Raw genomic sequence first — 20,097 nt, forward strand, 5'->3', positions numbered from 1 at the left:
TTTTAAAATTGAACCATTACACCAAAATTAAACTCGCGTGCATAAGGGTAGGTTATCCCTCTTTCCATGCGTACGGTACTCCATCGGAGCACGTCGTTCATTGAAAAATTCAGCCGCAGCCGTTCCAGTTTATATTTTTTCAGAATCTCATTACTAAAAGAATAGTTGACATTGATGGTCGAAAGCCGCAGAAACGATTCCGTCTGTACAAAACGGCTAGAAGGCTGTGTCGCGGACAGATCACCAATAGCTTTATATTTGGTGAGATCACCCGGCTGTTTCCAACGTTCCTCCAACACACGGCGGTCCGCATTCTGATAAGCATCATTATTCTCGATTTTATCCATCAACGTTTGATTATAGGTATCAGCGCCCAAGGAATAATTTCCGATCACCTGGACGGACAGTCCCTTATAATTAACGGTAGTCCCTACATTGCCATACAGTGTTGCTTCCGAGTTACCCACCACCTGTTGGTTATTGGCATTCCAGGTGTAAGTGACATTGCCGTTTCGGTCACGATAAAGTTCACGTCCGTTGGCGGGATCAATTCCCAGCGACGGTACAGCACGGATAACACTCAGGGACTGCCCCTCCTGGTAGAATTGTCCCGGCTGAATAACATTACCATCTTTGTCTTTTGTCACCAGCGATTCATTTAAGGCACGAAGCTCATTGGATATTTCTTTGAGCTTGCTACGGTTCTGTACTGCACCGACTGACAGATACCAGCTGAGATCTTTTGTTGTATTATTGAGCACCCGCCAGTTGGCCATCGCCTCAAAACCTTTGTTCTGCACCTTACCAAAATTTTGGAAAAATCTGTCTTCATAAAAACCAAAAGATGGCGCCACATCAATAGTAGAAATCATGCGGTTGGTCGTGCGTTCATAAAAGGAAAGATCCAATTTCAACAGATCGCCCTTGATACCAAACTCTCCACCGGCACTCCGCTGCTGCTGCTCAGGCCAACGTACTGCCGGATTACCCTGTCCTGTGTAAATCGCCGCATACTGGTTATAGTAGTTACGGCCTGTAATAAAATTATAGGAAGTACTGACCATACCCACATTAAAATTACTCACCGTACTCGATGTCCCCGCATTTACATACCAGCGCATCCGTGTCAGAAAATTATTTTTAAACCAGGTTTCATTGTGCATATTATAAGAAAAACCCGCACTCCAGAATGTCCCAAAACGATTTTGACTACCATAAATCGACGCCCCGTCAGACCGTAGTGTACCACTGACATTGTATTTATTATCGTAAGTATAAAACAGGGAACCCAGAAATCCGACCGAACGTACCGGTAATGAAGTCGATCTCGGCAATGACCCCACCTCATACTGCAAGGCCATCTGTGGTGTCATAAAGCGATCATCTACATAACCGGTAACGGTATTGCTGTTACCTACCGTGTTTTCCGACCGGATTTCTGCGATGGCATTGGCGACAAGCTGATGTTTATCAAATTTGTTGGAATATTGCATATCCAATTTCCCCTCATATTTCGTGAAATTTTGATTTCCGAAAGTATAGGATCCCTTTAGGTTCGCGTCGATAACCGTGGTATAATCCGTGTGAAAAGGAGATTTGTAGCGGTCAGTCTCTCTCATTTCCCGCACGATCATACCCGATGCTCTGACAAGCAGTTTTGGCAACGCAAACCATTCGATAGACATATTGTTTTGCAATGTTTGGTTTACCTCATCATCGCGGAATCCCAGACTGGCATTATACAAGGGGTTAAATAACGTCGGTCCCCAGGTGTACCATTGACCAAGTTCGCCAAACCGAACGTTGTAGTTCCCCTGCCCATCGTATATTTTTTCATAGGGATTCAGCAGGGTATAAGTTTTAAATTCTCCATAGGGACTCTGATAGGCTTTACTATACAGGTAGGTCGCCACATTGCGGAAAGTAATCACGTTCGGTATACGGTAGATCAGGGTAAAACCTGCATTACCACGTTTTCGGCCAGAGTCTTTCATAACCCCTTTGCTATCAAAATAACCACCTTCGAGACTGTATCGCACACCATTGCCGCCCCCCTCCATCCGCAGACTGTGGTTAATGGAAAATGTGTTTCGCACGGGCTGCTTCAACCAATAGGTATCCGTCCCCCCTTGTATATCCTGCTCCCGTTTTGCCAACAAATTATTGTAAAACTCCTGTTGAATAAGGTTAAAACTGCCATCTTCACTTTTCGAAGTATATAAACCCGCTAATTTTTCGTATTGCAGTTTCTCCCTCGCATTCATCAGATTGTAATCCGATAGATCCACCATGGAAACTGAAGGTTTCATATCATAGGTTACCGTAAACTTACCATCTTTGGGCAATCTCGTTTCGATCACGACCACACCATTACCGCCACGGGAACCATATAAACTCGTTGAACTGGCATCTTTTAGGATGGATATGGATTCGATCCGATTCACATCGATATCATACAATGTCGTCAGTGGTACCTCAAAACCGTCCATAATAATCAAGGGCGCATTCACTGCATATTCTCCGACACTGGAAACTCCCCGAATATTGATCTGTGGCATCACATTGGGATTGGAACCCGCTGCTACACGCTCATCGACTTTAAAAGAAGGGTCTAAAGATTGTAACACGGTAAAGATATTGGTCGAATTGAATTTCTCCAGTTCCTGACGTGTCACCATCGTCGCCGCACCGGTAAAATTCTCGCGGCGTACTCTGTTGTAACCCGTGACCACAGTTTCTTCTATTCTATTGTCCACTTGACGCATCGTCACCACCAGTGGTTTATCTGAGGTAACCTCCAGTTCCTGACTTTCATACCCCACCATGGAAAACCCCAAATCCAAAGACTCATTGAGCAGCACCACATAGAATTTGCCATTCGCATCAGAAAGTACCCCATTGCGCGGGCTCCGCAGCACCTTGATCGATACCCCCGCCAAGGGTTTCCCTGCAGCATCCTGCACGCGCCCCTCAACGGTAATCTGACGCTGTTCTGTTGTCTCAGTTTTTCGTCCAGCAGGTCGTTCATTGTTTGTTTTTCCGGGAGTAGGTTCTTTGCGGCGCACCAAGATCGTGTTATTTCGAAAAACCAGATCCACATCCTGACCGGCAGCAATTTCCCGCAACACCAGCTCGATCTCCTTATCTTTTACCTGGATACTGACCGGCTTACTATTTTTGAGCAAAGCTAAGTCACCGATCAAATCCGCATTCGCCTGCTTCCGGATTTTTTCCAAAACGGTATATATGGAACTTTTATGCTCTTTCAGCGTAATCCGCTGCGCCATTGCCGTACCAATGAAACCCGATAGCAACAGACCACTCAGAACAAGCTTCGATACGCATTTACCGACATCTTTGGGCAAATGGGTAGCTGCCACTCTTTTTTCAAAAGGGTAAACTTTCATTTTCATAAGGTTAGTTTTTGTTAGTTCGTCGTTCCTCTATTTGATGTATATGTAATTATTTTTCATAGTGTAGTTCATAGGATGTACCTGCCCCAACAGGTCCAACACCTCTTTGAGGCTTTTGTCACGTCGCACACGTCCGAAGAGCCGTACTTGTGCCAAACTATTATCTACTCTGATCTCTACCCCATACCAAGCGCTTAATTTTCGGGATAGCTGCCCTACATTCAGGTCGTTCAGATCAAAATAGCCTTCTTTCCAATCGATATAACGGGAAATATCTCTAGCCTCGATAATCTTCCTTCCATCGTATACCTGATTCGGTCTGATTCGTACAGAAAACCGGTCCTTTTTGGTCTGCTCTAAACTTGATCCCTGATTGGAGAAAGCTACCGCGCCCTCGAGCAAGGCTGTTTCATTATTGCTCGTAAAATCCGCATTGAACTTGGTCCCCAGTACTTGGATTGTCTGCGTATTCCCACGTACAAAAAATGGAACCCTTCTACCCGCTCGCTCTTGTTTGGCAACTTCAAAATAACCCTCGCCCCGTAGCGCTACCTCTCGAATTTCAGCCCCAAAGGAAATCGGATACCGCAATTCACTATTGGTATTCAACCATACTTTAGTACCATCAGCAAGCTGTACATGCGCCGTACCACCAGTTTTCGTACGAATTGTATTGTATACAATTTTTGATTGCTGCGCAGGATCGGTGAGATAGATGATTTCATCATCCTGTGTCCGCACGATGCGGTAGTTACCAGTATTTAAGGTGTCATTACGTTTTAACTTATCCAGATCGTATTCCGTATTATTTTCCAGCACGACAATGGCATTGGATTTTATAGGTGCGTGGATCGCATCGATACTTGCATATCGACCTTGCTCGACCCTTTGGCCCCAGTAGATATAGACCGTCGTCGTCAGCATAACGATAATGCTCGCCGCAGCCAGCCACTTCCATCCAAACTGTCTTCTACGTTTTTTGATAAAAGGCATTTTGCTATCCAGATTCTCCAATAGTGTTAGCATCTCCGTATCGACGGGTTCGGGAAAACGATCCAATTGGTCCAACCAACGTTCGACCAAAAGCTGTTCCGCTGCGGAACATTTCCCAGCCTGATACCTCGCGAAAATAGAATCGTCGATCTTCATAATAATAATTGTTAGTCCAGCCCTTTTGGTGCTATACTAAGGTAAACGGCGCTACCGAACGATTGTCCCTTAAAAAAATAAAAAAAGTAAAAAAGACGAAAAATTAGAACGTATGATTTTTAAGGTAGATGAATATTGGTTGCGTACGGTCTTCTCTGAAAGCCCCAGTAGGGTTGCGATTTCGGGATTGGAATAACCTTGCAGGCGCAATTTTAAAATCGCCTGATATTGTGGCCCGTAGCGGTGGAGTACCTTGAAAATGGAATCACGAAAGGACTGGGTGCGGATCTGCTCATCAGCTTCATCAAAAGCAAATTCACTGGCATAGGTTCTTAGATCCTCCAAATAGCCCTGCGCATTGTTTTCTTTTGCGAAATAATCAATAATACGTCGTCTCAGCGCCGTAAAAAGATAGGCTTTAAAATCGTCTTGGTAGTCGATGGAATACCTATTATTCCACGTACGGATAAAGACATCCTGTACGAGATCTTCCCCGGCATCTTCGCCGACCCGCTTGACCGCATAGACGAGCAGTGCTGCTTTGTATCTCTCATACAGCAGATGAAACGCCCCATCTTGGTTCTCTGAAACCAAAAGGAGTAGTTCCTCGTCGCTCAAACTTTCCAATTTAGGCATGATGCATTGATTTGGACAAAGATAGTTTTTAGATTTTTTTAATCCAATAAGATTGGACCACCGTAAACAGCTATTCCCCGAAAGCTCTTCCCTCGCTAGTTTAAATCATTTAAATATCCGAAGTAATTTTTAATTATTGTAAATACCAGATACGCATGACTTCCTCTACATGTGATAACAGTTGTTCAAAAATAGTAAAATCAAAATAAAGACTACCAACAAAGTAGATTATTTTTTTATCAACGCGGCAACTAAAGCAAACTTAGTGATTAGCCAACTTTCAAATAATAGCTATGTCTCCTTTCGTTTTAAATACCTAACAATTGGAAATCAGAATAAGATATGAAATACCTATTAATCGAACAGTTCGTTATTTATTGTAACTCGAATAATATACTCCCAATGAAGCGATTAACCAGTTTTCTTTTGTTAAAAAAAAGTTAAAAAGCAATTTGCTAGTTTTAAGGATATGATTACCTTTGCGCAAAATTTACCTTATTTAGATCAAAACTAAATAAAGAAAAACTGTCTATAAAAATCATATGTATCAATTTTTTACTTTTTTGAGCATCACTTTGCTTTCCTGTTTTGCCGTTCAGGCGCAAAATATCGAAGGTATCGTAAATGACAAAAGCACCGGCGGGATCGTGCCTGGAGCAAGTATAATCATTAGGGAGCGTCCTCAGAACGGCACTGTTGCAGACGCAAATGGAAAATTTAATCTTGTACTTCACAATGGTGAGACCTTACTGGTTAAGATGGTCGGTTATAAAAGCTTCCAACGTCATTTCCCCAAGATACAGGAAGGACAACAGGTTGAGATCAGTCTTGAATCTGGTGTTGCACTGGACGAGGTATTAGTCACAGCAAGTTTGGCCAATTCTCGGAGTAAACGCGCAATAGGTACCAATGTAGATCATATTGATGCTGCAGATATCGTCGCAAAAAGTAACCCTTCTTCCTTAGCAGAACTGGTAAACGGAAGAATTAGCGGTGCCCAGGTATACAATACGAATGGAAAAGTGGGTATGCCCATCCGTTTTGATATTCGTTCGGCAGCAACTTTCAGCATGGAACGCGATCCGCTGATTTTTATCGATGGGGTACGCTATGGCAGTAGCAATACTGCTGACGTAAACTCGGCACAGGAAGCAATGAGTGCACTGAATGATTTACCGATGAACGATATTGCTTCTATCGATGTGATCAAAGGTCCTGCTGCTGCTGCATCTTATGGGGCAGAGGCGGCCAATGGTGTTGTTATTATCCAGACCAAGCGTGGCTTAAGTGGCAAAAAAGGCGTGTCTGTCAATGTAAAATATACGGGCGGTTTCAGCGAACTGGCTAATAAATACACAAAATATGTCAACAACGACGCACTGAACAATTTTTTTGACCGCGGCCACCAAAATCAGTTCTATGCTAATTTATCGGCACAATTTGACCAAGCTAATAGCCTATTCTTTTCGGCCAACTCCAATACCACCTCAGGTATTGTTCCGGGCAACAAAGACAATAGACAGACCTTTCGTGCAGGATATGATTTTACGAAAGACAACTTCAAACTAGGTTTCACCGCTGGCTATGTCAAAGGTAAACTGAGCATCCCACAGTCAGCTTCGGGACGTGATGATGCTATCTGGAATCTGATGCGTGATCAGACACCATGGCCTTTTATTTCCGAAGAAACCTGGCGTGCCATTGAGAAAAGCTATTCCAATGACCGCTTTACAGGAAGTGTCAAATTAAACTATACACTTCCTTTTAATATCAAGCTGGAAAGTCTTGTGGGGCTTGACCTCAATCGGATCGATGGGTTGAACTATCTTCCTTATGGCTACTTACAGGGCACAAACAGTACCGGTGCCAAACAGGTCAGTGACCGTAAAAACCAGAATATCAACTGGGACGTCAAGTTGTCGCGCAACTTTGCCCTAGCCGATAAATGGCAACTGAATCTGGCCTTACTATCGCAGTTGACCAAGTCTACCGAAAAAGTGAACGGTATCAGTGTACGCAACTTTGCTGTACCGGGCATCAGTAATATATCCTCAGCAGCTGAAATCTTAGGTACAACCGATACCTATTTCGAAAAACGTACCCATGGTATCTATGGTGAGGCATTTTTAAGCTACAACAATCAGTTGTTTATCAATACCGGGGTCAGAAGGGATGTGTCCAATATGATCGGCCGGAATGTAGCGAGTATCTGGTACCCCACAGTGAGTGTTGCCTACAATGTGAAACCGTTTGAATTTATGCAAGGCAAAATCGACGAATGGAAAATAAGAGCGGCTTATGGTGAGTCTGGTCGTTTACCTTATCCAAATGATGCACAGACGGCCTATCTTGTTGAGAACTCTTCCTTCGGGCCTTTGGTAAGACCTTCACGCAAAGGTAATCCCAATATCAAACCTGAACGTACCGGTGAGTTTGAGATCGGTACAGATATCAGCTTTTTCAAACAACGTTTGGGCTTTACCTACTATCTGCAAAACACACGCGATGCAATTGTATACACCACATTATTACCCTCTTTGGGCTGGCCTTCAAGCTTAAGCGGCGACTATCCCGAAAATGTGGGTAAAATCCGCGGTAAAGGGATAGAAGTGACTTACAATAGCCGCGTATTTACCAGTGGTAATCAGAAAAACAGCCTAGATATCTTCGTCATCTTCAACCATCAGTCCAATAAAGTCATCAGCTCAGGTGGCCATGATATTATCAACACCGTGAATCTGATCCGTCCGGGACTACCTGCATTCTCCTTCTATACAGGTATATCCGAGGGCGCCAATTTCAACGACAAAGGTGAATATATGGGACCCAAAGAGAGTGCTCCACAGGTATTGGGAAAACCTTTCCCAACCTACAATGGCTCCTTTGGCTTCAATCTACAACTGGTTAACAACCTGCGCATCCAATCTTTATTTAATTATTCTAAGGGCGCTAAAGTATATAATATTTCCAATCGAAACGTAGCCAGCCAGGGGAATAACTTCAAGGCAAGCGAGGATCTCAAAGCATTACTTGCTACACAAACTCCAGGTACGCCGGAATACATCGCAACGGCGAACGAACTTTCAAAATATGCCGGCCCACGTGGTAATTTCATTGAAAAGGCTGATTTCATCCGTTTGAGTAATGTGACTATTTCCTATGATTTGGGTGCCTGGGCCAAGAGACAGACAAACGGCCTATTCAAAAGCTGTGTGCTGTCATTGACGGGCAACAACCTTTGGCTGACAACAAATTATGGTGGAGTCGAACCACAGATAGATTCGCAGGGTGGTAGTAAACGTAACCGTGGTATCAGCTATTTATCCTCCGACTGGACTGCAGTACCTGCCCCGCGTAGTTATGCCATGAGTGTAAATATTGGTTTTTAAAAAAATGATGATTATGTCTATCAAAATAAAAGATTTTTGGAAAGTAGGATTAGCCTGTATGGCAGTACTTATCCTTTCCGCCTGCGACAAGTGGGTAAATGACACCAAATTGCCGGACAACACCATTGATGAATCACAGCTAAACAACATCGCTATGCTTGGTCGTATTGAAAAAGGTGCTTATGTCTATGGTCCTGTCATCGCCGGAATATGGCGTGCCGGAGCAACATCCGCATCGGATCTACTGGTCGCTTCGGGGGCTATAGTGGATGAGATCGTTCCTACCGCAGTTCCAAACTCTCCTTTCTATAAGGAGCTGGATGAAGATAAATTAACGCCGGACAATACCTCGCTATTTAGTATATGGTCCAATGTGCAAAATTACCGTGCACGTGCCGAAGATGCAATTGCCAATGCAGAATCGTTAAATCCGACAGATGAAGATGGTATCAAGATTAAACAAGCGGCATTGGTAAATGCCCGGTTACACGCCGGCTATGCCTGGATGCTGATGGCGGATTATTTCAGTGTTAGCAACAGCAGCCACTCTGTCTATGCGGATCATAAAGAAGTCAGTCATCAGGAAGCCTATACCAAAGCGCAAACCTACTGGCAGCAGGCGCTTCCTTCCGCCACCGATGTCGAGAAACGACTGCTTCACGCGCTACTGACAAAGTTGGGAATCCATACCGGCAATTATCCCCTGGCCGTACAGCATATCAATCAGTCATTTACCGCAATGGAAAACTTCAGCTTTCTCAATACCGTAGGCAATGTCAGTAACGGTTTCTTTAATGCATTGAATATTAACTCCAGAGATGCAGCCGTTGACCCGACTTTGGTTGCCGCATCAAAAACAATCGCTGATAAAGCCCGTGTTCTGGTAGTAAAAGCTGCCAAAGGACATTGGTCGCTGAACTTGTTCAAGGAAAGAGATCCATTACTTGTCAGCGATTTTGATGAGATGCAATTGATCCGGGCAGAATTGGTCATTCGCGGACTGATGACAGGTGATGCCGTGCAACTTGTTAATTCGGTGATTTCAAAATATGATGCCTCGGGATCCTCAAACTATGCCGCGTCGACGACGCTAACGCTTAATGACATCGTTGTTGTCCGTCGCATATTTTTATCCTGGCGTGGTACACGTATCATTGATCTGAGAAGGTTTAAAATTGATGGCGATGTCAGTCCTGGTTTCACCCAGCGTAAATGGCAATGGATCGGTATACCCGAAATTGAAACACAATAATCAAAAATATACAATAGGAACACTTTGGCTCCTAGAAAACTGAAGCACATGATTTTTACATATGCTAGCTTGGCATGAATCAGACAAATAATAAGGCCGTGAGAATAGGGTATCCTACACGGCCTTTGTACTTGTTATAAAATAAACCTAAACTACCCCACAGCTACCTATTGAAAGAACATTCCCTATCTTACGGTGAGATGCGCAATTGTCCCGAAATAGCTCAAATTATCTTTCATGGCTTCAAATAATGTAGACACCTGCCTTTTTCTTAGGATAGTCGGATTCCTCCCAGAGTTATTATTTAGCTGAATTTAAAATCTTAAATTAGCGTGTCAAACACAATAACTGAACATGCTCAATTTTTTTAAAAATACCTCCAGGTTCCCAAAAGAAAATGATAAAGATCGCGTCTGGCTGGATGGAGGAAGTTTACATTACCTCAATTACGGTAATGAAGAAGAGGTAAACTTAACTAAATTGCGCTACGCGTATGTTCAATTATTGGCTGGAGAGCCCTATTTATTTCTATTTGACCATCAGCAACATTATATATCAGCAAGGTCAAAAGGTTTTTCGAAAATCTACCCCAAGCTATCTGGACAATTTGGATTTGACGATGCACTATTCTTCCGTACCATTAATCAAAAACAGGACTGTAAAGCCAAAATCTGGTTCTTGCACCAAGACCGCAATTATAAAATTCTATCTGGTGATTTTGATGATGATCATAGCGGTTTCGAAATCTATTCAGAACCCAAACTATTTATCTCTTGGGATATCACATATGCTGACATCGAAAAACTAGGTATCGGACAGCAATATGCAAGTGAATATGGGACAATCTATTTCAAAATACACTACCCGGTTCGGATCGGCAATCTCTGGCTGAAAGAACTTGAAATTTATTATGACGATGTTCCCCTGCATATACCTATTCAAGAATATTTCACGACCATTTATGATGAATCCAATACAGATCGAAGCTATAAAGATCTGCGTGATCTCTGGTTAAATGGGGAAGATTACGATGCAGAGGATTATGGTTACGAAAGAGAAGACCAATGCTATTTATCATTTGACTTTGGGAGTCAGATTTCTTCCTCCATCTGCTACACCTATGAGGATGAAAACAACTATGACGACGGCGGCACGTCCCTGCATTTTTACAACCAACGGGATTATCCGTATCTTTTGGAAAATGCAGAATACGATCAGCTCATTGAAGTGACCGAACTCGTTAAACTGAAAAACAAATGGGACATTAATGCGGATTACCGTAAAAATGCTGCTGTAAAAAATATTCCGCCAAACGTGCAACAACGACTGGGAAAGTCAAGCGGTATCTGGCTGGACAGGAAAAATAATAAAATTGGTTTTGCGGGAAGGAAAACGAGCCTAATTTACGACATTGAGCTTATTGATTTCTTTGAAATCGAAAACGTATTACCTGCAAAGGGCCCGGGATATGCTATACTTCGCGTAAACTTAATCGGTGGGAACTATCACTATATTTTTGAGGCCAATACCTACGAACTGGATCCCTATGCAACCACATTGGAAAATTGGACCCATAAAAAGGTAGTTATACCTGAAGCCTATTATAATTGCTGAGCATGCTAGTTATTCTCCTTCCAAAGCTTTGAGTTTACGTTTCATCAATGCAATTTCACGGCGTTGGGTTTCAAGTATCTGACGTTGCAGCTGAATCAATTCTGGATCGGTGAGACTCGCCTTTTCGGCCATTAATATTGCAGCAGCATGATGCGGAACCATCCCTTTCACAAATTGTTTATCATCTACATTGATCTGTTCCCGAATGCCAAACCAAGCAAAAATTGCCAATGCGAGCACAACCGACGCAATACCTAAATTTAACTCTCGTTTAGGATACATCGTATGCATAACAGCCAGTTCGACGAGCAGCATTATAGCGGTCATCAACAAAGTCATGTGCAGGTTATTAATATTTGGAATCAGATTTTCGAATTTATCTATCATAGCAAACATCGAGAAATACATGGCTGCAAACATCAAAATTGCCATAAGAATAAATCGGATATACACCGCTGTTGCGTGAATATCATTTTGCTTGTTCGGAGCCGCAGTCAGTCTTCCGAACGGATCTTGTGAATTTTTCATAATCAATAAAATTACTCCACCTCATTAAAACAACTTTAATAGATAGATTCCACAAAATTTATCACTAAAGTGCTATTGTCGCACTATTACAAGCTATTACCATATTTTACGATTAGAAGCTGTTAAGCTATCACGTATAAAGTTAGCAACTTCATCGCTGTCATCAGTACTTTTTAGACGCTTTCGTAGCATTTTCAACCAATCTTCAAATGCGTCAGACACCGTTTCACCATTCCCTAAAATTCCATTTTCTACATCTGGCCCCAAGAGACACCAATAGGATGTCTCTTCCTTAAATACAACGGGGCGTAATTCCCTAATTTCGTAGGGAAGCTCCTCAGCATCAAAATCTATTGGAACTATTTTTTCCGTCGCTATTTTCATTTGTTCCATGTTCTTCTACAATTTTTTAAGTTCCTCTTCTGGCCAGGTAATCAGTTCTTGCAGCAGATAGATCCTTGGTTCATCTTCATCAGAAAATTGTTTCAAAAATTCCGGAAGATCCCCCTCGACTTTTATAAGTTTCCCATCCTGCAGGACATCGTAACCTTCTGCGAGCCATTGCGCTATATTCTTTCTGTTGATTTGCGTATGTTCCATCTCAAGGGAATTTTTAAGTACCAATGGGTAACAGCAATGTTATCCATTAAATTCACTCTCTTATCTTAGGAACAATGCTATTTGCAATATCGTTTCCATTTTATCATCTTCGGCCCTCTGTTTAAGTTGCGATGTTTGATCAGGGGAAATAGTACTGTCAAATAAAGCCTCCAACAACAAGCGCAAAAAACTTGATAAAAGATACTTACAAATAAAAACAGGATTTACCAGGATAAAAATGATTTTTGGCAAAGTATTTGTTATAACAGCGAAAGTTTTCAGTTCGAAAACTTAACACTAACATTTTTTTAATATCATGAAAAAAGTACTTCTACCTTTTCTGACACTTTTTACATTCTTATTTGTCATCAATAAAGAGGCAAATGCACAAACACCTTATCGTACAGCTCTTGGTCTTGGTATAGACCTTGGTGATGGCCAAACATTATATGGTCCACAGATCAAACACAATTTTGGCGGAAATGATGCCGTCAATGCGCAAGTATTGTTCGGAGATAACGTTACTGTCGTTGGTGTAGATTATTCATACAACGAACGTATACGGGGAACACGTGGCCTATCTTGGTATGTTGGTGTAGGTCCACAGGCATCGTTTATCGACTATGGTAAATGGCACGGCGACTGGGATGATGATGACCACTGGAGAGAAGGAAACACACACACACATTTTGCAATCCGTCCGGCTTTAGGTCTGGAATTTAGAATTCCTTCGGCGCCATTGGCAATGCATTTTGACTGGAAACCTTGGTGGAATTTATCGCATGGATCGTATTTCGAGGCTTCCCGTTTCTCATTGGGATTCAAATTTGTTTTGAAATAAAAACAGGATATTCAAGAACAAAAAATCCTGCTGGCGCTATGTCCATGCAGGATTTTTTGTTTATTTTTTATGCTGTTTTTTTAAATAATCAATAGCCTGTTGAATATATATCGGATTTGCCGCTTTTACAGCCTTGCGAAGCTGACTGGAATCACGTATTTCAGTTCCCCCCATCACTTTAGCAAAATCAATAACGATAGGAATATCGGGATTAATGCCTTCTCCAATTTCGTAAATCTTTCCAGTTCGGTCTTTTAATACCGCTGTTGTTAGATTAATCATATAGTTATGCCCGACAGGAAATTGATCATTGGCAGAGGTCTGACCACTTGTCATTTGCCCTATGATAGTCACATTCTTTTGACCTTTGAAATGTGTAATAAAAAATTCACCTGAACTTGAAGTAACTTCACTAACCAATAAAACGATAGGTACATTCTTATTTTTAATATCAACCGGTGGCACTTTATCGTATTCCAGGTCAAATAACTTGGCCCATTTTTGATCCTGATCATTTAGATCACGCATCCGCACCTTCTGTTTATCTTCAGCCCCCGTCCTATCTACAGTCGAATAAGTGCTGTCGACATCTATTAAGTCTGCAAAATGCCAGACCATGGGAAATATACTTCCACCATTATTATCTGTCAGGTCAATAATCCATGCTTTGGGATCCTGCGCATCTAAGGCTTTTAGCTGTACTCCAATTGTATCTACATACTTTCGCTGTTCGTAAAGGACCTCTGGGACCCGAATATAGGCATAATGGTCTTTGGTCATAAAGTGACTAAAAATCTTGGGTGGAAAGTCGGCTTCCTTATCTGTCATGCCGGCCATCTTCTTAAATAGCTCCTTTTCAGCCGCCTGATTTCGATCAGCCTTTTCAAAATAAAGGGCCGAATGACCATCTTTCAACTGACGTATGATCCTCCTAAAATGAGGAGCTAATCCATTGATATCTGATATCGTCTTTGCCTGTTCAATAAAAAGTGGCCGGATAGAATCCCATTTGATCAACGATTTATTATAAGCATGCCGCTCGACAGTATCTAAAAATGCATTGGCAAGCTGGCTCACCGATGAGACCTGGGCATAGGACCGGACAAAAAAAACGGTTAAAACGAGTAAAAAAAGTAGTATTTTCTTTTGCATCTGGTTAATAATTATCCCTCCAATGAGATAGCACTAAATTAGTTTAAAAATATTCCCCGAAGCGTAACAAGATTGAAATATTTCGCACAGATCCAGTTTAATACGCTGGTCCATTTAATTAGCGAGTCTTTATCTTTACCCCAACAAAGAAAGTTCGGGGCATATTAGGGCCATAAATATAATTGCTATCCCGATTTTACCTGTATCAAAATCATATTGGTACGCATTAAAAATATTCTTCATCCCGCTATAGGTACGCTATAATATAGTAAGGTTAAGAAGGCTAATTGTCCCAAGAAAAACGATTTTGATGCCCTTTCTAGTAACCTAGAGCCCTTAAAGCTTAAGAGAACAGCCTTGTTATACCCAATTCTTAACATAAAACATAAAAGAGACAATACAATAAGATCTATTACCTGCTGAAGAATTCCTTATTTAAAAAATAATTAATCTGCAGCTAACATACCAAAACTACATTTGTTGCATGAGAAGAAACCACATTACTATCCTGACGATATTATTGTCAGTTACATTGGCCGGCTGTAAGGACAATACCAAAATAGACGAAGGTGAGCAAAAACCACCTGTTGCAAAGTTGGAAAACTATTCAAAAGAACCAGCCTTTGTCTATGGTATGCCTGGCTTTGAGAATTTGAATATTACAACCTTGATTTCAAGTTCGGATGTACTCACCGGAGCGCCTGACTTTGTTTTTGCAGGCCAGCCTGATGGTGCTGGATTTATGAAGGATCCAAACTCAGACGGTTTTCTGATGATCTGTAATCATGAAATCACACAGTCAGTATCCCGTCTGTATCTGGATAAGAATTTCAAACCGATAAAAGGCGAATACATTATGGATGGTACCGGTGGTAGCACAAGACTTTGTTCGGCCACCCTTGCTACCCCTGAGGAACATGGTTTTTCCGCTTTCCTGACAGCAGGGGAATCTGGCGAAGAAAGTATGGTCCATCAATTGGATCCTTTATCTTCGGTGGCCTTGCGCTCGGATAAAAATCGCGTAAAACCGGCCTTAGGAAAAGCTTCCATGGAAAATGCGGTTCCTCTTCCGAAAGATATCTCCAATGGCAAAACATACATTATTATCGGTGAGGACCAATCCTATAGTTCAGGCCACCAATCTGCTGGGCAATTGATACTTTATGTATCCGACAAACAGGGTGATCTCGATAACGGAAAGTTATACGCCTTAAAACGCAGCAACAATGATATCACCGAGATGAACATGAAAAAAGGGGAATCTTATGCTGTGGAATTTGTTGAAATCCCAAATGCAAAAGATCTGACGGGTAAAGAAATCAATAAACAGAACCTGGACAATAAAGCAATCCGATTCTCCAGAGTGGAAGATGTGGATTACCGAAAAGGGGCCGGTAAGGGGCGTGAACTCTATTTCACAGCCACCGGACAGTCTAGCGACGGCGTAAAACCAACAGAAGGGTTTACCATGTGGGGACGTGTGTACAAACTTAATCTGGATGCAAAAAATATGCTTAAAGGCCAGCTTGAAGTTATTGCTGAAGGAGATTCTGATCCAGGACAAAACCTGATCAATCCAGATAACCTCTGCGTGACGGAAAACTTTGTTTACATCCAGGAAGATGGAGATTCTTATTACTCCGATGCGAAACATGACTCTTACATCTGGCAATACAACATGGCCAACAAAACATATAAGCCTTGGTTAAACATGAAACATGAACGCAATAATACGGATTGGCAGAACAAATATAATCAAAGTGGTAAACTAGGTAAATTTGGTTCGTGGGAATTTGGTGCTATGACCGATGTATCGAACTTGGTTGGTATCCCAAATACATTTGCGGTGAATATCCACTCACATACATGGCAGGATGATAAATTTGAAAACGCAGATGGTTCTAAAGTAATCAGCAATAAGGAAGGCGGACAGGTTGTCCTCATTCGTAATGTTCAGCGCTAACACGAAATAAAAGTACGAATATGCAATAAGGGTATCCCTTTCACACGAAAGGATACCCTTATTATTATTTTATCGGAGTAAAAAAGATAAAAATAAATGAAATATTGGATGGTTGTAGGCCTGCTTGCTGTTGTCATGCTGGCTATCATGTGCAAGGGAAATCAGGATTCAGATCCACAAGATCTAAAAGAGGTCAGACAAACGGTATTAGCGATCAATAAGCAATTTGACAAACGGATTAATGATCAGATCTTGCGTGTAGAGCAGGATCTGGATGAGAAAGTATTGCAATCGGGTTTTGACAGTCTGCGCTCGACCTACAAATCCATGGAATGGGCAGTTGCCTATTTTATGCCAACGACCGCCCGCTTTTTAAATGGGCCAAATTTAGACGAAATCGAACTGGAAGAAAATACCGTTATCGAAGCTGAGGGCCTACAGACCCTGGAAGAGTATTTCTATCCAAACTACAATAGTGCAGAAAAACAGCAGACACTTATTTTCTTAAAGAAGCTGAAAAGCAAATCCCTGGCTATTGACACCTATTTTGAAGTCAACTCCCTCTCGCTTCCGCAGTTAATAGAGGCCTTACGTAATCAGGTATTCCGTATCACCACACTGGGGATCACAGGTTTTGACACACCGGTATCGGGCAGAGGTTTGGTAGAGTCGATAGACGCCTTAAATGGCATTGCCGCTGTTCTTGACCAAATCCAAGGTCAGGTCAATCATCCGAAAGAAATTGATACCGTGCAGAACTTAATCAAAATAGCCAACGAAAAATTAGGCGAAGGTACTCCCAAAGATCAATTTGATTACCTCAATTTTATGGATCAGCATCTCAATAAAATAGCTGATGCACTGTTTAAATTTCGGAAACTGGAGAATATCCCATACTTAAACGTTAGTCATCCGATTTCGCCCGAAGCTTCCAATCTATTCAGTAAAAATGCCTTTAACCCTGATTTTTTTGTCCCATCCGACCGACATATGATGAACACAGGGAAAGTAACTTTGGGGGCAAAACTATTCAGAGACAATATTCTTTCTGGTAATGGGAGCCGCTCTTGTGTTTCCTGTCACCATCCGGAGAAAGCTTTTACCGATGGGCTCAAGGTACCAACGACTATGTCTGGAGCCAAAATGGATCGGAATACCCCCGCCCTCTCCTACAGCAACTATCAGCATGGGCAGTTCTGGGATATGCGCAGCGAAGATCTTGAAGGACAAAGTATGGATGTCATTACCAATAAGGATGAAATGCATGGCAATATGGATCAAATTGCCAGACGTCTGAATCAGCACAAAACTTATATCGGAGAATTTCAAAAGATCTTTAAAAGTGATACTATTGCTGTCTGGCAATTACAAAATGTACTGGCCAGTTATGTCCGTTCACTCGCGAAATTTAGTTCGCGCTTTGATCGTTATATGCGTGGTGAATCACAGTTATTGACTTCCCAGGAAAAAGAGGGTTTCAACCTGTTTGTTGGAAAGGCTAAATGTGCGACCTGCCATTTTGTACCATTATTTAATGGAACTGTACCACCAGAATACGCAAAGACCGAATCTGAAGTACTCGGAATCGCCACAGACTACCGAAACCATATGCTGGATCCTGATCGTGGAAGAGGCCGCTATCATGCTACCGTATCGCAGCTGCAATATGCATTCAAGACACCTACCATACGTAATATTACCAAAACCGCCCCTTACATGCATAATGGAGGATATACGACCTTGGAGCAGGTTATGGACTTTTACAACAAAGGCGGTGGTCAACAGTTCGGGTTTAAACTCGACAACCAGACTCTTCCCACTGATAGTCTGGGGTTGACCGAAAAAGAAACAGCAAAGATCATCGCTTTTTTGAAAGCACTGGATGACTAAAATACAAAAGAATTGAACCCAATTAACCGGATAGGCCAGCATCCCGATCAGGATTTCTATCGATCGGAACTGGCGTATTATGGTAAATAAAAAAATCTAACCGGAAAAATTTATATTTACGTAAAAAGTTTAAAAAGATTTACAAAACTATAAACCAAAAATTATGAGCTTAAAAACATTAATCATCAAAAGCGTACAATACAACAACTGGGTAGTCAACAAGTATCTGGATTGGTTAGGTACCAAGTCAGATGAGCAACTCAATCAAGAAGTCCCATCGAGCTTTCCGACGATCTTAAAAACATTGCACCATATCTGGCAGACACAGGAGTATTGGTGGAGCCATATTTCGGAACGTAATGATTTTGATTTTGAAAAAGTATTCAGTAAAAAAGAAGATATCTTTGACGCCATTAGGGAGAGTTCGCAAACTATACTTGAATATGTAGAAGGCTTGTCTGAAGAGGATTTGGAAAAAAATGTCAAAGTAGAATCGCCTTGGTTTCAGTGTGATTTTTCGAAATATGAGTATATTCAGCATTTGATTATCCATGGTACCTATCATCGCGGACAGATCGTCACGATGGGCCGCAATATCGGTATAACGGATGCGCCAATGACGGATTACAATTTCTGGAATATCTATAAAGACCAAGAATAATGGATCAAATAGTGCCAATGGAAAAGATCACCAGTAAGGTCCGTGTCAGAGAGATTCTGGAGCAGGCAAAATTCTGTTGGAAACATCAAGGGCAAAATGCACTCCTTATGGCAATACATGAAGGGTTATTGAAAAAGAAAGTTAGCTTTCCCCTTTTGGAATTCGCAGCAATGGAAATGGCATTATGGATACCTGAAAATGAACAGTTGGCCTTTACGGATACACTGGTCGCGACGAACGAAATGGGAAGTTATGTTATTGCAGGCATAATCTTGCAACTACGTCTGCCTTTACATCTTGAACAGTCGATCCAAAGAGCTTGTACGTATATTGTCATCGGAGATCAATGGTATATATGCGATATCGTAGGTGAACGTGCCCTTGGACATGCGCTCTTGACATTCCCTGAAAAAACAGTACCTTTATTAGAACAATTGACCAATTATTCAGACAAATGGATTGTCCGTACGATCGGGGTAGCGACACATTACGCGGTAAAGAAAGGTCTTTCACCAAAATTTACGGAAACAATGTTCGGGCTTTTACTTTCGCTATCTGATGCGACGGATTTCCATGTCAAAAAAGGAATCGGTTGGGGTGCCAAAACCATCGCTAAATTCCATCCTACAATCATAGAACGCTACAGAAAACAGATTGAGTCGCCAGAAACTAAGCAATGGTTTCGGACGAAAATTATCATCGGTCTCAATCGGAACAAAGTAGCAAAATCATTATAGATAACAGCAAGAAAGTCTCACGAATAGGTAAACGTATGTAAATATTTCAAAAGTGCCAATACAATTGGATTAGCGAAAAGGTCTTGAAAAGTAACAACTGCCCCTATTGGGAATTGAAGGGTTAAAACAAAACAGTGAGCAGAATAATTGTTTTAATATTAACACTGTCAGAAAAATAAAGGCGAGTCCCAAATTATAAAATATCTGAAACGAACCCCTGGGAGGATAGATCCAAATTAAAAGAGAATAGAGCTAACTGAATCCTCAGTAGC

Annotated in this window: 15 protein-coding genes; 8 read left to right on the plus strand and 7 right to left on the minus strand. The window is 41.7% G+C overall.

Going from position 1 to position 20,097, the window contains the following annotated elements; all coding sequences use genetic code 11:
* Nucleotides 1-2: 2 nt before the first annotated feature.
* The 3 genes from ACK8HY_RS10950 to ACK8HY_RS10960 form a co-directional block, all read right to left on the minus strand.
* Nucleotides 3-3,413, minus strand: coding sequence for a SusC/RagA family TonB-linked outer membrane protein (locus ACK8HY_RS10950; RefSeq protein WP_416133653.1), 3,411 nt, complete (start codon nt 3,411-3,413; stop codon nt 3-5).
* 30 nt (nt 3,414-3,443) lie between these two features.
* A complete protein-coding gene (locus tag ACK8HY_RS10955; RefSeq protein ID WP_416133654.1) occupies nt 3,444-4,562 on the minus strand; it encodes a FecR family protein in 1,119 nt (372 codons plus the stop codon).
* 69 nt (nt 4,563-4,631) lie between these two features.
* On the minus strand, nt 4,632-5,198 hold the full coding sequence (locus ACK8HY_RS10960; protein WP_416133655.1) for a sigma-70 family RNA polymerase sigma factor: 567 nt from the start codon (nt 5,196-5,198) through the stop codon (nt 4,632-4,634).
* A gap of 542 nt (nt 5,199-5,740) precedes the next feature.
* Here ACK8HY_RS10960 and ACK8HY_RS10965 point away from each other — a divergent pair.
* From ACK8HY_RS10965 to ACK8HY_RS10975, 3 genes are all read left to right on the plus strand, one after another.
* A complete protein-coding gene (locus ACK8HY_RS10965; RefSeq protein ID WP_416133656.1) occupies nt 5,741-8,587 on the plus strand; it encodes a TonB-dependent receptor domain-containing protein in 2,847 nt (948 codons plus the stop codon).
* A 13-nt stretch (nt 8,588-8,600) separates the two neighbouring features.
* On the plus strand, nt 8,601-9,839 hold the full coding sequence (locus ACK8HY_RS10970; RefSeq protein ID WP_416133657.1) for a hypothetical protein: 1,239 nt from the start codon (nt 8,601-8,603) through the stop codon (nt 9,837-9,839).
* A 354-nt stretch (nt 9,840-10,193) separates the two neighbouring features.
* The gene (locus ACK8HY_RS10975; protein WP_416133658.1) at nt 10,194-11,453 is read left to right on the plus strand and encodes a hypothetical protein; all 1,260 of its coding nucleotides are present in this window, start codon (nt 10,194-10,196) and stop codon (nt 11,451-11,453) included.
* Between the two features lie 9 nt (nt 11,454-11,462).
* Here ACK8HY_RS10975 and ACK8HY_RS10980 read toward each other — a convergent pair whose 3' ends face one another.
* From ACK8HY_RS10980 to ACK8HY_RS10990, 3 genes are all read right to left on the minus strand, one after another.
* Entirely contained in the window at nt 11,463-11,981 is a 519-nt protein-coding gene (locus ACK8HY_RS10980) for a DUF305 domain-containing protein (protein ID WP_077438686.1), read from the minus strand.
* 96 nt (nt 11,982-12,077) lie between these two features.
* Nucleotides 12,078-12,365: a hypothetical protein gene (locus tag ACK8HY_RS10985; protein WP_416133659.1), complete on the minus strand. Its 288-nt coding sequence runs from the start codon at nt 12,363-12,365 to the stop codon at nt 12,078-12,080.
* Between the two features lie 15 nt (nt 12,366-12,380).
* Nucleotides 12,381-12,581 carry a hypothetical protein gene (locus tag ACK8HY_RS10990; RefSeq protein WP_416133660.1) on the minus strand — a complete coding sequence of 67 codons (201 nt, stop codon included), beginning with the start codon at nt 12,579-12,581 and terminating at the stop codon, nt 12,381-12,383.
* Nucleotides 12,582-12,897: 316 nt separating this feature from the next.
* On the opposite strand from ACK8HY_RS10990, the gene ACK8HY_RS10995 reads away from it, so the two are divergent.
* Nucleotides 12,898-13,422, plus strand: a complete 525-nt coding sequence (locus tag ACK8HY_RS10995; protein WP_077438683.1) for a hypothetical protein — start codon at nt 12,898-12,900, stop codon at nt 13,420-13,422.
* A gap of 60 nt (nt 13,423-13,482) precedes the next feature.
* On the opposite strand, the gene ACK8HY_RS11000 is transcribed toward ACK8HY_RS10995, so the two are convergent.
* Nucleotides 13,483-14,574, minus strand: coding sequence for a S41 family peptidase (locus ACK8HY_RS11000; protein WP_416133661.1), 1,092 nt, complete (start codon nt 14,572-14,574; stop codon nt 13,483-13,485).
* A gap of 484 nt (nt 14,575-15,058) precedes the next feature.
* On the opposite strand from ACK8HY_RS11000, the gene ACK8HY_RS11005 reads away from it, so the two are divergent.
* The 4 genes from ACK8HY_RS11005 (at nt 15,059) to ACK8HY_RS11020 (ending at nt 19,825) form a co-directional block, all read left to right on the plus strand.
* The gene (locus ACK8HY_RS11005; RefSeq protein ID WP_416133662.1) at nt 15,059-16,537 is read left to right on the plus strand and encodes a hypothetical protein; all 1,479 of its coding nucleotides are present in this window, start codon (nt 15,059-15,061) and stop codon (nt 16,535-16,537) included.
* A gap of 96 nt (nt 16,538-16,633) precedes the next feature.
* Nucleotides 16,634-18,427: a cytochrome-c peroxidase gene (locus ACK8HY_RS11010; protein ID WP_077438681.1), complete on the plus strand. Its 1,794-nt coding sequence runs from the start codon at nt 16,634-16,636 to the stop codon at nt 18,425-18,427.
* Nucleotides 18,428-18,590: 163 nt separating this feature from the next.
* Nucleotides 18,591-19,088 carry a DinB family protein gene (locus ACK8HY_RS11015; RefSeq protein ID WP_077438680.1) on the plus strand — a complete coding sequence of 166 codons (498 nt, stop codon included), beginning with the start codon at nt 18,591-18,593 and terminating at the stop codon, nt 19,086-19,088.
* Nucleotides 19,089-19,105: 17 nt separating this feature from the next.
* Nucleotides 19,106-19,825, plus strand: coding sequence for a DNA alkylation repair protein (locus ACK8HY_RS11020; RefSeq protein WP_416133663.1), 720 nt, complete (start codon nt 19,106-19,108; stop codon nt 19,823-19,825).
* Nucleotides 19,826-20,097: the final 272 nt, after the last annotated feature.

Origin of the sequence: Sphingobacterium sp. NGMCC 1.201703, from assembly GCF_047784615.1 — a bacterium.
Lineage (GTDB): Bacteria > Bacteroidota > Bacteroidia > Sphingobacteriales > Sphingobacteriaceae > Sphingobacterium.

What these genes read in the sequence shown, in the direction of transcription:
- ACK8HY_RS10950 (WP_416133653.1), bottom strand. Translation starts at nt 3,413, where the DNA reads ATGAAAATGAAAGTTTACCCTTTTGAAAAAAGAGTGGCAGCTACCCAT.
- ACK8HY_RS10955 (WP_416133654.1), bottom strand. Translation starts at nt 4,562, where the DNA reads ATGAAGATCGACGATTCTATTTTCGCGAGGTATCAGGCTGGGAAATGT.
- ACK8HY_RS10960 (WP_416133655.1), bottom strand. Translation starts at nt 5,198, where the DNA reads ATGCCTAAATTGGAAAGTTTGAGCGACGAGGAACTACTCCTTTTGGTT.
- ACK8HY_RS10965 (WP_416133656.1), top strand. Translation starts at nt 5,741, where the DNA reads ATGTATCAATTTTTTACTTTTTTGAGCATCACTTTGCTTTCCTGTTTT.
- ACK8HY_RS10970 (WP_416133657.1), top strand. Translation starts at nt 8,601, where the DNA reads ATGTCTATCAAAATAAAAGATTTTTGGAAAGTAGGATTAGCCTGTATG.
- ACK8HY_RS10975 (WP_416133658.1), top strand. Translation starts at nt 10,194, where the DNA reads ATGCTCAATTTTTTTAAAAATACCTCCAGGTTCCCAAAAGAAAATGAT.
- ACK8HY_RS10980 (WP_077438686.1), bottom strand. Translation starts at nt 11,981, where the DNA reads ATGAAAAATTCACAAGATCCGTTCGGAAGACTGACTGCGGCTCCGAAC.
- ACK8HY_RS10985 (WP_416133659.1), bottom strand. Translation starts at nt 12,365, where the DNA reads ATGAAAATAGCGACGGAAAAAATAGTTCCAATAGATTTTGATGCTGAG.
- ACK8HY_RS10990 (WP_416133660.1), bottom strand. Translation starts at nt 12,581, where the DNA reads ATGGAACATACGCAAATCAACAGAAAGAATATAGCGCAATGGCTCGCA.
- ACK8HY_RS10995 (WP_077438683.1), top strand. Translation starts at nt 12,898, where the DNA reads ATGAAAAAAGTACTTCTACCTTTTCTGACACTTTTTACATTCTTATTT.
- ACK8HY_RS11000 (WP_416133661.1), bottom strand. Translation starts at nt 14,574, where the DNA reads ATGCAAAAGAAAATACTACTTTTTTTACTCGTTTTAACCGTTTTTTTT.
- ACK8HY_RS11005 (WP_416133662.1), top strand. Translation starts at nt 15,059, where the DNA reads ATGAGAAGAAACCACATTACTATCCTGACGATATTATTGTCAGTTACA.
- ACK8HY_RS11010 (WP_077438681.1), top strand. Translation starts at nt 16,634, where the DNA reads ATGAAATATTGGATGGTTGTAGGCCTGCTTGCTGTTGTCATGCTGGCT.
- ACK8HY_RS11015 (WP_077438680.1), top strand. Translation starts at nt 18,591, where the DNA reads ATGAGCTTAAAAACATTAATCATCAAAAGCGTACAATACAACAACTGG.
- ACK8HY_RS11020 (WP_416133663.1), top strand. Translation starts at nt 19,106, where the DNA reads ATGGAAAAGATCACCAGTAAGGTCCGTGTCAGAGAGATTCTGGAGCAG.